Below are 14,083 nucleotides of genomic sequence, written 5' to 3'. Positions count from 1 at the left end.
TCTACTATCTCCCCCTCTGTTTTTCGACCCCGCTGCCGACATTCGCTAGTGAGAATCCTCTTTTGCCTACAAACATCATTACAACGGAAGGTCATGAGGCCCTGAAAAAGGAACTGGATTACCTGTGGCGGGAAAAGCGTCCCGATACCACCCGCAAGGTCACCTGGGCGGCATCGCTGGGGGATCGTAGTGAAAATGCCGACTATCAGTACAACAAGAAGCTGCTTCGCGAGATTGATCGCAGGGTTCGCTACCTTCGCAAGCGGCTTGAGGATGTGCGCGTCGTCGCCTATTCCCCCGAGCAGGAAGGCAAAGTCTTTTTCGGGGCCTGGGTCGAGATTGAAAACGAGGCGGGAGAGATCAAGAAATTCAGGGTCGTGGGGTATGACGAGATCTACGGTCGCAACGACTACATCTCCATCGACTCACCCATGGCCCGTGCGCTGCTGAAAAAGGAAGTGGGCGATGAGGCGGTGGTGCAGACACCTGGCGGAGAGGTGTTGTGGTGGATCAATGAGATTACCTACGGCCAATAATGTTCGCGCCTGAATTCGCTCCCACGCAGGCTGTGCAGGAGCGACTTCAGGCGCGAAAGCCTCACTTAACCCTCGCGCAACACCGCCAGCGGGCTGGCATTCAAGGCGCGCCTTGTGCCAAACACACCGGCACCGCCCACCAGCAGGGCACCAATCAATGGCAGCAGTAACAGCCATGGATGCGGTTGCCAGGCCAGATCGAAGGCGTAGCGGTACAGGACCAGACTGACCAGTTCACAGCCCAGCGCGGCCAGCAGGCCACTGGCTGCGCCCAGCAGACCGAACTCTATCCGGCGCGACTTGATCAGCAGCTTGCGTTCGGCACCCAGGGCACGCAGCAGGGCACCTTGGCGAATGCGCTCATCCAGAGTCGCCTGCAAGCCCGAGAACAGCACGGCAATGCCGGCCGCCAGCACGAACAGCAGCACGAACTGCACCGCCAGGGTCACTTGATCGAGGATGCTGCGCACCTGAGCCAGCAGGGCTTCCACGCCCAGGATGCTGATTGCCGGGTAGGCACGGGAAAGCTCGACGATCTGCTTGTCCTGCCCGGGCGGCAGATAGAAGCTGGTCAGGTAAGTGGTCGGCAGGTCGGTCAGTGTGCCGGGCTGGAAGATCATGAAGAAGTTAGGCTGGAAGGTATCCCAGTTCACGTCCCGCAGGCTGGTGACCACCGCTTCGCGAGTCAGGCCGCCGACGATGAAACTCAGGTTGTCTCCCAGCTTGATCCCCAGGCTGTCTGCCAGCTTGGCTTCCACCGAGACGCCAGGCTTGGCGTCGGCAGCGGTGGCAGGTGCCCACCAGTTACCGGCCGTCAGCCTGTTGCCTTCGGGCAGGTCGGCTGCCCAGGTCAGGCTCAGGTCGCGACGGGTTGCATTTTCGCCGCGTGAGTCCTTGGTCACGAAGTTGCCGACCGGTTCGCCGTTGATATTCACCAGACGGCCCGGCACCACGGGGTAGAGCGGGGCGGAGTGGGTCGACAGGCGGCTCAGGGTCTGGGCAAAGTTTTCTTTCTCCGATGGCAGCACGTTGAGCACGAAGTAGTTCGGCGCGTCCTTGGGCAACTGGTTCTGCCAGGTGTCGAGCAATTCGCCGCGCAACAGGGCGATCAGCCCCATGGACAACAGAATCAGCCCGAAAGCCAGCGACTGACCCGCTGCGGCCAATGGATAGCGCAACAACTGACCCAGCCCCAGCCGCCATGGCAGGGAAGCGCCGGACAGGAGGCGACGCAGGCTCTTGAGTGCCAGCAGCAACAGACTGCCCAGCACCAGCGCGGCCACGATGCCGCCACCCAGCAGGGCGAAGGTCAGGACCAGATCCAGGCTCAGACGCCACATGATCAGACCCAGTGCCAGCAAGGCGGCGCCGTAGACCAGCCAGGAGCTGGCCGGAATCGGCAGCATGTCCCGACGCAGTACGCGCAATGGCGGCACGCGGCCCAAGGCAGCCAGTGGCGGCAGGGCGAAGCCGGCCAGTGCAACCAGCCCGGTACCTATCCCGGCGAAGGCAGGCAGCAGGCCGCCAGCAGGCACGGTGGTCGGCAAGAGATTTTGCAGCAGGGCAAACAGACCCAGTTGTGCCAGCCAGCCCAGAAAGGCACCGCTGATACTGGCCAGAAGGCCGATGATTGCCAGTTGCAGGCTGAACAGGGTCATGGTTTCGCTACGGGACAAGCCCAGGCAGCGCAACAGCGCACTGGAATCGAAACGTCTGGCAGCGAAGCGTGAGGCCGAGAGGGCGACGGCGACACCAGCCAGCAATACCGCGACCAGACTCGCCATATTCAGATAACGCTCGGCCTTGCCCAGTGCGCCACCGATCTGCTGGCTGCCGTCCCGTGCGTCCTTGATTTCCTGATGAGGCTCAAGGCCGGGTTCTATGGCTTTGCGATAAGCCGCGAGTATTTCAGGCGGCCCGCTCCACATTTCCCGGTACTCGACCCGGCTGCCTGGCTGCACGACACCTGTGGCAGCAAGGTCTTGCAGGTTGATCATCACCCGTGGCGTCAGGCTATAGAAGTTGCCGGCGCGATCAGGCTCGTAGGTGAGGATGCGGGTCAGCTTCAAGGTCTTGGAGCCGACATCGATGTTGTCGCCGATCTTCAGGTTTACCGCCGGCAGCAGTCGTGCCTCGGCCCAGGCTTCTCCCGGCTCGGGACCGTTACCGATCTGTTCAGGCTGGTAGAGGTCGGGAGCGCTTTTCAGGTCGCCACGCAGCGGATAGACGTCATCCACTGCCTTGATGCTGGAGAGCTGAATACCGCTATCGGTAGCGATTACGCTGGAGAACAGCACGATTTTCGCGTGGTCGAGCTGGAGCTTTTCGCCAGCCTCTATCTGTTCGGGCCGGGCAGGGCTTGAGCCTTCAAGGATCAGGTCTGCGCCGAGAAACTCGGTAGCCCGCAGCATCATGGCGCCATTGAGACGTGCGCCGAAGTAACCGATGGCGGTACTGGCGGCGACAGCGACCAACAGCGCGAAGAACAACACCCGCAACTCGCCAGCGCGGGCATCGCGCAGCAGTTGGCGGGCGGCAAGGCTGAGCAGACGCATAAAGGGCAGGCGTGCCATCAAGGCTCCAGAGGGGCGACCAGTCGCCCACCTTCAAGACGGATCAGGCGTCGGCAGCGATGGGCCAGACGCTCATCATGGGTGACCAGCACCAGCGTCGTATTGCGCTCCTTGTTCAACTCGAACAACAGATCGCTGATGCGCTCGCCGGTGTGGCTGTCCAGGTTGCCGGTCGGTTCATCGGCGAACAGCACATCCGGATCGACGGCAAAGGCGCGGGCAATCGCAACCCGTTGCTGCTCGCCACCGGATAGCTGGCGCGGCGTATGGGTCAGGCGTTTGCCCAGTCCGACACGCTCCAGCAGGCTACGGGCCTTTTCCCGGGCGTCTTTGCGGCCTTCAAGCTCCATGGGCAGCATGACGTTTTCCAGGGCATTGAGGCTGTCGAGCAACTGGAACGACTGGAAGACAAAACCGACATGTTCGGCGCGAACCCTGGCGCGCTGGTCTTCATCCAGCTGGCTCAGGTTGCGTCCCGAAAGGGTCACTGCACCTGCGCTCGGCAGGTCGAGCCCGGCCAGCAGACCCAGCAGGGTGGATTTGCCGGATCCGGAGGAACCCACGATGGCCAGCGTATCTCCCTTGTTTAGTTCCAGAGAGAGTTCGTGCAGGATAGTCAGGTCACCTTCGGTGCTGGGGACCACTTTACTGAGGCTTTGGGCACTGAGAATACTTTCACTCATGGAGAATCCGATGCGTGCGTGGTTTTTAAGTGCTGGCCTGGGGTTATTGCTGCTGTCACAAGGGGCAGTGGCGGGCACGGTATTGATCGTTGGAGATAGTATCAGCGCGGCTTTCGGCATGGATACCCGTGTTGGCTGGGTCAGCCTGCTCGAGCAGCGCATGCGCAACGAGGGATACACCGATAAAGTCGTCAATGCGTCCATCAGTGGCGACACCAGTGCCGGAGGCCTGGCGCGGCTGCCCACGCTGCTTGCAGAGCATAAGCCCGAGCTGGTTATTCTCGAATTGGGGGGCAATGACGGGCTGCGCGGGCAACTGCCAGCACAATTGCAACAAAACCTTACGAGCATGGCTCAGCAGTCTAAAAGTGCAGGTGCCAAGGTGCTGCTTCTGGGGATGAGGATACCGCCCAATTATGGTCCTCGTTACACCACAGCCTTTGCCGAGGTGTACCCAAAAGTGGCCCAGGAGACCGGCATTCCGTTGGTGCCATTCATGCTGGAAGGCGTCGGTGGCGTGGCTGCGTTGATGCAGGACGATGGGCTTCACCCCAACGCCAAGGCACAACCCATGCTGCTTGATAATGTCTGGCCGAGCCTGAAACCGCTGCTCTAACTGCGATCCCTGATGAGGTCAGGAAGGGCAGTCCTGAGGGTGCCTCAGAGGGCTTGTAATGTAGTGTCTTGTTACAGCTTTGTCCCGTCGTTGTGACAGTCCCACGGCCCTCATCCAGAGGCACACACAGCCCACGGTAAGGACCCACACAGGCGCGATAAGGCTCACGCGAGGGCACCCACGGGGGGATGCGCGCAGACCCGTAGTGAGATGGCCATTCAGATTTTTCTGTCCGGTTCTCAAGGATCTTTAAGCCGCTTGATGGTGTCTGTTTTTTCCTACAGACCCCTCTTGCGTTTCCGGTAGCCTCCCGATCGCCGGAATGAGCCTGGCTTTATGTTCATGGACGACACACAAGGATGATTCGATGCTTGCCTCTGCTCGACTGGGTGATAAACACGTATGCCCACTGCTCGGCCACGGTACTACTCCTATTGCCAGTGCATCGACTGATGTGAATATCAGCTTCGCCGGTGCAGCCCGAGTTGGTGATACGTGCGGGTGCGGTGCTGTTATCACGACAGGGTTCCCCTCTATTCTGGTTAATCACCGTCCCATGGCTCATTTAGGAAGCCCTACCAGTCATGGTGGGACAATTATCACGGGCTCAAGCGATACCTTTGGCGGGTTTGTCATGGGGGCGGCTCCCGATGCTGCAATCATTAATTTTGCAGTGCTGGGAGTATTCCGCCCAGATGGCTCTATCGACGACGAGAAGATGGCGACCTTGTTGGCCGACCCGAGGTTGATTGAGAAGGCAACCGCTGCAAAGGCTTTATTACACCCTAAGGCTGCCGGTAAGGAGCGGGAGGGAAACCCTGAAGAGAAAGCGAAACCTGTAGTGTGCAAAGACCCTGATAGGATGGAGGAACTGGCGAGCTACATAGCGGGCGAGATGAACGTCAACATCAATAGTCTTTCGGTTCGACAGATGAAAGAGCTGAATAGCTTTGATCCTGAAGAGGAAACACGTAAATACGCGGCACTGCCGTTTTACCTGAGACTCGGGCAAGGACCGGATTTTTACAGTATGGGATTGGGGAAAAAGGCCAAGGCGTTTGCCATTTGGACTGAGCGCGTCGGGCAGGACAGGCTATGGGACCATAAGCCGATATTGTCGAAACTCTTCGGTGGGATATGGCACAAGCAGGGAGAGTACGACTATTTCTATGATATCTGGTCGAACGTCCACTACGGATATGTGGGCGTGGCTGGTGGGCTTTCTGAGAGCGTCTTGCTGGACGGTGCAGGGGTTGAGCAGATTGGGTCAGACACTTGGCGCTTCATCAAAGACCCTAATAGATTTGCTGGCCCGCGAAGGACTGAGGGGGTTGAGGGAATGCGTGCGTGGGACGATATCCCCGACAGGGTTTCGATCACTATCGGAATGAATCTGTACAAGGAATATCCAAATGGTGGCCTCACTGGAAAGATCATTATGGATAAAGTGCTGGCAGTACCCATAAGCGATTGGGCAACAGGGGTCCAACCACATGTCTGTAAGTGAGAAAAAGCTCTACTTAGGACGATGGGTTGCAGGCTTCGTTTGTGTCCTGATTACAGGCTGGTATTTAGCTTTGCCAAGAGTCGTCATTTACTACTCAAACGACGGCTCAAAAGGGCTCCATTACGTTTTCAATACCCAGCATTCAATCTATCGACGGGACTTAATGCCCGGTGAGACAGCCGGTGACGCCGGTCATATTTTCCCTGATGATGATTTCTTTATGATGTTCGATTGGTGGGCCGATAACACGCCACCTCGATGTATCGACATCACACCAAAACGGTGGAGCACGTTGGATATTTACCTTGATGGCAGCGGTAGGGTCGACACCGCTAAAACAGACCCTGTGGTTATTGCCCACTTGAAACAGTGTCCCTATCAGCCAGACCCTTTTCGGCCATGAGGGTATCGTTGGTCACCCATCGCATCCGCCCAGTAGCGTGCAAGCCAAATGGCCAAGCCTGAAACCGCTGCTTTGAGGCTTTTCTGGGCGGTGGCTTTCGGCTAATGTGGCGCCCCCTATCTGGAGCCCCCCATGCCGCGTCCCGCCTGGTCCCTATATGCCTATCAAATGATCGAGCCCGATGAGCAGCTCGATCTGTTCGCGTGCCAGGAAGCCAGGGTGCATCTGATCGCACGGCAACTGGAACTGGGTGGCTCGATTGATCGTACCTTGTGCGGTACCTTGCTCCCGGCGCAGCCACGCTGGTCGGGGGTCGAGCAGCAAGCCTTGATCGATGAGCGGCTGTGCCCGCTGTGCAAGGCCATTCTCGACGCTCAGCGGCGCGGTATGCACCCGATCTGGCCTGAACTCTAGCTGTCTCTCTTCAGAGCCCGTCTCCCGGTTCTGTAAGCGCCGGTGTACACTTCATCAATTTCCCCCATTTGCCGTTTAGCCGAAGGATCTTCCCGGATGTTGTCGCGCATTCCAGCCGTTACCCGCTGTCTGTCGCTTGCCGCTCTTTTTGTGGCCTGCTCTGTCAATGCACTGGAGTTTCCATTGCCTGCGCCTGGAGAGGACATCATCGGGCAGGTTCAGGTGATCAAGGCCCGTTACGAAGATACCTTTGCCGACATCGGCACCAAGTACGACCTGGGCTATCTGGAGATGATCGCGGCCAACCCTGGCGTCGATCCGTGGTTGCCGGGTGCCGGTACCGATATCGTGTTGCCGACCCGCTTCATTCTGCCGCCGGGTCCGCGTGAAGGTATCGTCATCAATCTGGCCGAATACCGGATGTACTACTACCCCAAAGGCCAGAACGTGGTGCACACCTATCCTCTGGGTGTGGGGCGCGAAGGCTGGGGTTCGCCGATTGGCGTGACCAAGGTGATCGCCAAGACCCCGAACCCTACCTGGACACCGCCAGCGTCGATCCGCGCCGAGCATGCCGCTGATGGCGACATCCTGCCCAGCGTCGTTCCTGCCGGTCCCGATAACCCGCTGGGTCCGTTCAAGTTCGGACTGGGCATGTCCGGTTACCTGATTCATGGTTCCAACAAGAAGTTCGGCATCGGCATGCGCACCAGCCATGGCTGCTTCCGCATGTACAACAACAACGTGCTGGAGCTGGCTGACATGGCGCCGGTGGGCACAACCGTGCGCATCATCAGCGAGCCGTACAAATTTGGTATCAGCGGCGGCAAGGTGTATCTGGAAGCGCATACCCCACTGGACGATCAGGGTAATCCGTCGGTGGTCGACAAGCACACCGGGGTCATCAATGCCTTGCTCAAGCGTGAGGACCTGGCCAACAACCTGCGCATGAACTGGGATCTGGTGCGTGATGTGGTGGCTGCCGAAGATGGCATGCCGGTGGAAATCGCGGTTCCGGGCACTGCGTCAGCGGCTGCCGAGGCACCGGTGATCTTTCAATAAGCTGTCTTGAGTCATGGTCAGCCTGAGCGGGCTGGCCAGGGCCTGCGCACTGAATCGCAGGCAATAAAAAGGCCGACCCGTGCGAACGGGTCGGCCTTTTCAATAACCCCGAGGGATTATTACTTGCGGCTTGCCTTGTCCAACATGCGCAGAGCGCGCTCGTTGGCTTCGTCAGCAGTTTGCTGAGCTTTTTGAGCAGCAGCCAGAGCTTCGTCAGCCTTGCGATAGGCTTCGTCGGCACGTGCTTGCGAACGAGCTGCTGCGTCTTCGGTAGCTGTCAGACGAGCTTCGGTTTCTTTGGAGACGCTGCTGCAACCGGTGGCCAGAACTGCGGCCAGAGCCAGAGCAGAGAATTTCAGAACGTTGTTCATCGTGTTCCCCTTAAGGACTTTTCTTTAAATTAGTCATCTCTCGAAAGTGAGAAAATGACCGGCGTACATAGTACCCATTGTTTGTAGTAAGTAAACTGACGAAGCGCAAGAAGGGATAAAAATCTTGGCTTTGAAAGTGTTCCGCACTACTTCTCAAGCAAATTGTATAAAAACTATCCACTTTGCCGTGTCATCTTGTGACAGTGCGTCTGACGACCGCATGGTTCGAGAAGACACGTACGGTCATGCCCCGGAATCCGGGTGCTGCGGCTTCATATCGGCCATTTCGTGTCCAATGCAGCACCTTGCTCCCGAAGGGCAGGTCATCTGAAAAGGACTGCGGTGACTTTCAATGTTCATGGACGTCTCAATCGACAGCATCCGGCAAGGACTGGTTCAACCAGGCCTGTAAATAGCAGGTCGAACATGCTTTTTTATGATCGATATGCTTGAGCATTTTCTACAAGGGTGCCTACTATCTGAAGGTGCTGTTTGCTGAAGATCGCAATTCTCTTCTCGGTGTCCAGGCAGGCACGGGGTGGCGTAGATATTCCTTCGCCGGAAAAACATCGGTAAGGTAGGGGTCAATTCCAAGACCCGCGAGGAGTAGTGATGAGCGAGGCGTTGTCCATCCACCATGATAAGACCGGTCATCAATTTGAAGTCAATATTGACGGCCACCGTGCCTACCTGACCTACATGGACCTGGGGAAACAGACACTGGATTTCTACCGGACCTTCGTCCCGGACGAGCTTCGTGGCAGGGGGATTGCCGCAGCCCTGACCGAACAGGCGCTCAACTATGCCGACAGCATGGGATATACCGTGATCCCGTCCTGCTCCTATGTGGAGCGCTACATGGAGCGCCATCACCGTCAGGCTGCCAAGATCTGAGGGCACAGCGCACCATGAAAAACGCCGGGCATATGCCCGGCGTTTTTCATTGCAGTACAGCCATCAACCCCGGTTGCGTTTAGGCAACACGTCCTTGAGTTTGGCGTGCATGCTGCGCAGGGTTTTTTCGGTGCTTTCCCAGTCGATACAGGCATCGGTGATCGATACGCCGTATTGCAGTTCCGACAGGTCTTTGGGAATGGCCTGACAACCCCAGTTCAGGTGGCTCTCAACCATCAGGCCGATGATCGACTCGTTGCCTTCCAGGATCTGGTTGGCGACGTTCTCCATGACCAGTGGCTGCAGGGCAGGGTCCTTGTTGGAGTTGGCATGGCTGCAGTCGACCATGATGTTCGGGCGGATACCGGCCTTGTTCAGGGCCTGTTCGCAGAGCGCGACGCTGACCGAATCATAGTTCGGCTTGCCGTTGCCGCCGCGCAGTACCACGTGGCCGTAGGCATTGCCCTTGGTGGTCACGATGGACACGCCACCTTCCTGGTTGATACCCAGGAAGCGGTGCGGGCTGGAAACCGATTGCAGGGCGTTGATGGCAACGGTCAGGCCGCCATCGGTGCCGTTCTTGAAGCCTACGGCCGAGGACAGGCCGGAAGCCATTTCACGGTGTGTCTGGGATTCGGTGGTGCGCGCGCCGATGGCCGACCAACTGATCAGATCCTGCAGGTATTGCGGGGAGATCGGGTCCAGCGCTTCGGTAGCGGTCGGCAGGCCCATTTCCGCGAGATCCAGCAGCAACTGGCGACCAATGTGCAGGCCATCCTGGATCTTGAAGGAGTCATCCAGGTACGGGTCGTTGATCAGGCCTTTCCAGCCGACCGTGGTGCGTGGCTTCTCGAAGTACACGCGCATGACCAGGTACAGGGTGTCCGACAGTTCGGCTGCCAGGGTCTTGAGACGTTCGGCGTATTCCTTTGCTGCCTTCAGGTCGTGGATCGAGCATGGCCCGATCACGATGAACAGGCGATGATCCTTGCCGTCGAGAATGTTGCGGATCACTTCGCGGCCCTGGCTTACCGTGTGCAGGGCAGTGCCGGTAAGAGGGATATCGCGCTTGAGTTGATCCGGCGTGATCAGAGTCTCGTTGGATGCAACGTTGAGGTCGTCAATCGGTAAATCAGCCATCGTGTTACTCATCAGGTCACGGGTGCTGGCCGCCTGCTGTGTTTCTTGCGACGGTGTCCAGCATGGTTGAGCGTATCGGGGAGCCGAACCTTAGCGCGTTACCCCGTCCCTCGACAATGGGTAAACGTGGCTTTGAGCTGTCCGTGCTGTAATAAATGCAGTACCTCAAGCAAGGATAGCCGCCCGGTTCCGCGGCGAATTTGCAACCTGGCTGCATGCGTCGGATAGTGTGTGCGGACAACCAGAATTGCCATGAGGCAGACGATCTTGAGAGGGAAGATGATGACCCGTGATACGAGCAAACCGAGGATCGGTATTATCGGTACCGGTGCTATCGGTGGTTTTTATGGGCTGATGCTGGCGCGTGCCGGTTTTGACGTGCACTTCCTGTTGCGCAGTGAATTCAATGCAGTGGTTACTCATGGCCTGCAGGTGAACAGTGCCGTGCATGGCAACCTGAAGCTCGATTCAGTTCAGGCCTATTGCTCCGTTGCCGATATGCCGCCTTGTGACGTGTTGCTGGTAGGTACCAAAAGCACCGGCAATGCCGGACTGGCACCTGTCATTGCACGTGCTGCTGCGCCGGGAGCAAAAGTCCTGCTCTTGCAGAATGGCCTGGGAGTCGAAGATCAGTTGCGGCTCCTGTTGCCCGATAGCCTGCATCTTCTGGGCGGTTTGTGTTTCATTTGCGTACACCGTGTCGAGCCCGGCGTTGTGGCTCATCAGGCTTTTGGCGCCGTGAGTATCGGCTATCACAGCGGCCCGGCTGGCGATCAGGAAAGTCGTCAGGCTGCCATCGAAGAATGCTCGACCCTGTTCCAGGTGGCAGGCGTCGAATCCCATGCGATGGCGGACCTGCAGCAGGCGCGCTGGCAGAAACTGGTGTGGAATGTGCCCTATAACGGGTTGTCCGCGCTGTTGCAGACCAGCACCACGCCGCTGATGGTCGACCCTTGCAGTCGTGAGCTGATCAAGGGATTGATGGATGAAGTGGTGCAGGGCGCCGAGGCGTGTGGCTATATCCTGCCTGAAGGGTATGCTCATCACCTGTTCGAGATAACCGGCAAGATGCCCGATTACAAACCCAGCATGCACCACGACTTCATCGAAGGGCGGCCGCTGGAGCTGGAAGCCATCTACGCCAGGCCACTGGCTGCAGCGCTGGCCGCAGGCTATGACATGGCGCGGGTCCGGGTGCTTTATCAGGCTCTGGCGTTCATTGAGCGGCGCAATAAATAGTGGTCAAGCGAGGAGGCGATCATGGCAGAGCGTGATGAGCAAAAACTGGTGCTGGCGATTTCGTCGCGGGCATTGTTCGATCTGCGCGAAAGCCATGCGGTGTATATGGCGGATGGGGTTGAAGCCTATCGCCAGTATCAGATCGACCATGAAGACGAGGTTCTGGAACCGGGCGACGCCTATCTGCTGGTGGAGAAGCTGCTGAGCCTCAACGCCAGCCTCAGCAAGGCGCGGGTCGAAGTCATCCTGGTTTCGCGCAACAGTGCCGACACCGGGTTGCGGGTTTTCAATTCCATCCAGCATTACGGGCTGGACATCACCCGTGCGGCGTTTGTCGGCGGGCGCAGTCCTTATCCTTATCTGGCGGCGTTTGGCTGCCACCTGTTTCTTTCCACCCATGCCGAAGACGTGCGCAGCGCTCTGGACGCCGGATTTGCCGCAGCAACCATCCTCTCGGGGGGCGCACGTCGGGCGGCCAGTGCCGAGTTGCGAATCGCGTTTGACGGTGATGCGGTGCTGTTTTCCGACGAATCCGAGCGCATCTACCAGACCGGCGGGCTGGCTGCCTTTCAGGCCAGTGAACGCGAATCGGCCCGTGAACCTCTGCGAGGTGGACCTTTCAAGCCGTTTCTGGCGGCCCTCAACCTGTTGCAGCGGGAGTTTCCCGAAGAAAGCTGCCCGATTCGCACGGCCCTGGTCACTGCCCGTTCTGCGCCCGCCCATGAGCGAGTGATTCGCACCTTGCGCGAGTGGGACATCCGGCTTGATGAGTCGCTGTTTCTGGGCGGTTTGCAGAAGTCTGCCTTTCTTGAGGCGTTCGCTGCAGACGTGTTCTTCGATGATCAGCCCGGACACTGCGAGAAGGCCCGTGAGGTTGTAGCTACCGGCCATGTCCCGCACGGCATCAGCAATGAAGTCAAGCTCTGAAGGTACAAGACGCAATAAGCCGCCTTCGTAGTCTTTGGTGCGCTGCTAAGCTGAATCAATCTCCGCCATTCCAGTTGTTTGGGAGGTTATATGATTCGTTCGATCCTGTGTGCCACAGACCTCGGTCTGTATGCGCCCTATGTAGTGCAGCATGCGCTGGCGATGGCTCGAACTTTCAATGCCGGTCTTTATGTCATCCATGTTGTCGAACCCATGGGGCTGTTCGCCGAATCGGTGCTGCAGAGTTATCTGGGCGAGGATGAGCTGAAGGATCTCCACGGCAAGGGCGTGAGAACATTCATGGATGGAATAGAGCAACGGATGCTCGACGGGTTTCGTGAAGAACTAGGTGAAGGGCATAAAGACCTGTCTTTCATCCGCGCAGTGAGGGTTGTCCAGGGGGAACCTTGCAATATGATCCTTGAACAGACACGCGAGCTGGCAGTGGACTTGCTGGTGCTAGGTAGTCATAGCCATATGGCGAGAGAGGGCGCGTCGATAGGTCGTACGGCCGCCAGGGTTTTACAGCTTTCTGCTGTACCTGTTTACATGGTGCCCATGATGCAGAACAGAGGACGGGGGCAGGAGTGATGGTGTAAATGATGGTTTAAGTGAAATCGAGCGTGCGATTACCTCTCAAAGGTGATAAAAAGTTCTAGCGTTCTCTACTCGACCATTAATCCAGTTATATACCGTCGCTGATACCCCTAGGGTTTATCTGCTTTGAGGGATACATATGAAGCTTCAACAATTGCGCTACATTTGGGAAGTGGCGCACCACGACCTCAACGTTTCCGCGACGGCACAGAGCCTTTATACCTCGCAGCCCGGCATCAGCAAGCAGATACGCTTGCTTGAAGACGAGCTTGGGGTCGAAGTTTTTGCCCGCAGCGGCAAGCACCTGACGCGAGTCACGCCAGCCGGTGAGCGTATTATCACCACCGCCGGCGAGATCTTGCGCAAGGTCGAAAGTATCAAGCAAATCGCCCAGGAATTCTCCAACGAGAAAAAGGGCACCTTGTCGATTGCAACCACCCACACCCAGGCGCGCTATGCCTTGCCGCCTGTAATCAGTAATTTCATCAGGCAATACCCGGACGTTGCATTGCACATGCATCAGGGTTCACCCGTACAGATCGGAGAAATGGCGGCTGACGGGACCGTGGACTTCGCCATCGCCACCGAAGCACTCGAGCAGTTCGGTGACCTGGTCATGATGCCGTGCTATCGCTGGAACCGCTGTGTAGTGGTGCCTCAGGGCCATCCCCTGACCAAGGTGCCCAAGCTGACGCTGGAATTGTTGGCCGAATACCCGATCGTGACGTATGTATTCGGGTTCACGGGACGCTCCAAGCTTGATGAAGCATTCAGCCATCGGGGGCTGGTGCCCAAGGTCGTCTTCACTGCTGCGGATGCGGACGTGATCAAGACGTATGTGCGCCTGAATCTGGGGGTAGGCATCGTTGCCAGGATGGCAGTAGATGAAGAACTGGACAGCGACCTGGTCATCCTTGATGCCAGCGACCTGTTCGAGTCCAGCATCACCAAGATTGCTTTCCGTCGTGGGACGTTCCTGCGTGGCTTCATGTGCGACTTTATCGAGAAGTTTGCTCCGCACCTGACTCGCGAAGTGATGGCCAAAGCGATTCAGTGCCATAACAAGCAGGAGCTTGAAGAGCTGTTTGAAGGTGTGGAACTGCCTGTGCATTGATGTCTAT

At 57.8% G+C, this 14,083-nt stretch carries 15 protein-coding genes; 11 read left to right on the top strand and 4 right to left on the bottom strand.

Annotated elements, in window-relative coordinates; genetic code table 11:
- Positions 1-62: 62 nt before the first annotated feature.
- Positions 63-536: a transcription elongation factor GreB gene (gene greB, locus KGD89_RS15030; RefSeq protein ID WP_025260588.1), complete on the top strand. Its 474-nt coding sequence runs from the start codon at positions 63-65 to the stop codon at positions 534-536.
- Positions 537-601: 65 nt separating this feature from the next.
- On the opposite strand, the gene KGD89_RS15025 is transcribed toward greB, so the two are convergent.
- On the bottom strand, positions 602-3,109 hold the full coding sequence (locus KGD89_RS15025; RefSeq protein ID WP_025260587.1) for an ABC transporter permease: 2,508 nt from the start codon (positions 3,107-3,109) through the stop codon (positions 602-604).
- A complete protein-coding gene (locus KGD89_RS15020) occupies positions 3,109-3,792 on the bottom strand; it encodes an ABC transporter ATP-binding protein (RefSeq protein WP_025260586.1) in 684 nt (227 codons plus the stop codon). The genes KGD89_RS15025 and KGD89_RS15020 overlap by 1 nt, the downstream gene beginning before the upstream one ends.
- 10 nt (positions 3,793-3,802) lie before the next feature.
- Between KGD89_RS15020 and KGD89_RS15015 the strand changes: the two genes are divergently transcribed.
- The 5 genes from KGD89_RS15015 to KGD89_RS14995 all read left to right on the top strand — a co-directional run bounded on the left by KGD89_RS15015 (position 3,803) and on the right by KGD89_RS14995 (position 7,794).
- A complete protein-coding gene (locus KGD89_RS15015) occupies positions 3,803-4,408 on the top strand; it encodes an arylesterase (RefSeq protein WP_025260585.1) in 606 nt (201 codons plus the stop codon).
- Between the two features lie 367 nt (positions 4,409-4,775).
- Complete coding sequence (locus tag KGD89_RS15010) at positions 4,776-5,915, top strand: polymorphic toxin type 44 domain-containing protein (protein WP_025260584.1); 1,140 nt, start codon at positions 4,776-4,778, stop codon at positions 5,913-5,915.
- Entirely contained in the window at positions 5,902-6,318 is a 417-nt protein-coding gene (locus KGD89_RS15005) for a hypothetical protein (protein ID WP_074569006.1), read from the top strand. Before KGD89_RS15010 ends, KGD89_RS15005 begins: the two co-directional genes overlap by 14 nt.
- 132 nt (positions 6,319-6,450) lie before the next feature.
- A complete protein-coding gene (locus tag KGD89_RS15000; protein WP_025260583.1) occupies positions 6,451-6,732 on the top strand; it encodes a hypothetical protein in 282 nt (93 codons plus the stop codon).
- Positions 6,733-6,828: 96 nt separating this feature from the next.
- Positions 6,829-7,794 (top strand): L,D-transpeptidase family protein, encoded by a 966-nt coding sequence (locus KGD89_RS14995; protein ID WP_025260582.1) that lies wholly within the window; start codon positions 6,829-6,831, stop codon positions 7,792-7,794.
- Positions 7,795-7,913: 119 nt separating this feature from the next.
- Here KGD89_RS14995 and oprI read toward each other — a convergent pair whose 3' ends face one another.
- The gene (gene oprI, locus KGD89_RS14990) at positions 7,914-8,165 is read right to left on the bottom strand and encodes an outer membrane lipoprotei OprI (protein ID WP_002553018.1); all 252 of its coding nucleotides are present in this window, start codon (positions 8,163-8,165) and stop codon (positions 7,914-7,916) included.
- A 612-nt stretch (positions 8,166-8,777) separates the two neighbouring features.
- Here oprI and KGD89_RS14985 point away from each other — a divergent pair.
- Positions 8,778-9,059: a GNAT family N-acetyltransferase gene (locus KGD89_RS14985; protein ID WP_025260581.1), complete on the top strand. Its 282-nt coding sequence runs from the start codon at positions 8,778-8,780 to the stop codon at positions 9,057-9,059.
- A 63-nt stretch (positions 9,060-9,122) separates the two neighbouring features.
- On the opposite strand, the gene KGD89_RS14980 is transcribed toward KGD89_RS14985, so the two are convergent.
- A complete protein-coding gene (locus KGD89_RS14980) occupies positions 9,123-10,199 on the bottom strand; it encodes a 3-deoxy-7-phosphoheptulonate synthase (protein WP_025260580.1) in 1,077 nt (358 codons plus the stop codon).
- 282 nt (positions 10,200-10,481) lie between these two features.
- Between KGD89_RS14980 and KGD89_RS14975 the strand changes: the two genes are divergently transcribed.
- The 4 genes from KGD89_RS14975 to cysB all read left to right on the top strand — a co-directional run bounded on the left by KGD89_RS14975 (position 10,482) and on the right by cysB (position 14,076).
- Complete coding sequence (locus KGD89_RS14975; RefSeq protein ID WP_025260579.1) at positions 10,482-11,438, top strand: putative 2-dehydropantoate 2-reductase; 957 nt, start codon at positions 10,482-10,484, stop codon at positions 11,436-11,438.
- A gap of 21 nt (positions 11,439-11,459) precedes the next feature.
- On the top strand, positions 11,460-12,365 hold the full coding sequence (locus tag KGD89_RS14970; protein ID WP_025260578.1) for a 5'-nucleotidase: 906 nt from the start codon (positions 11,460-11,462) through the stop codon (positions 12,363-12,365).
- A 90-nt stretch (positions 12,366-12,455) separates the two neighbouring features.
- Positions 12,456-12,956 carry a universal stress protein gene (locus KGD89_RS14965; protein WP_025260577.1) on the top strand — a complete coding sequence of 167 codons (501 nt, stop codon included), beginning with the start codon at positions 12,456-12,458 and terminating at the stop codon, positions 12,954-12,956.
- Between the two features lie 145 nt (positions 12,957-13,101).
- A complete protein-coding gene (gene cysB / locus KGD89_RS14960; protein ID WP_025260576.1) occupies positions 13,102-14,076 on the top strand; it encodes an HTH-type transcriptional regulator CysB in 975 nt (324 codons plus the stop codon).
- The last annotated feature ends 7 nt before the right edge of the window (positions 14,077-14,083 follow it).

This window comes from Pseudomonas cichorii (assembly GCF_018343775.1).
Lineage (GTDB): Bacteria > Pseudomonadota > Gammaproteobacteria > Pseudomonadales > Pseudomonadaceae > Aquipseudomonas > Aquipseudomonas cichorii.
Note: the sequence above shows the minus strand (reverse complement) of the source record. Positions and strands in the feature narration are given on the sequence as shown.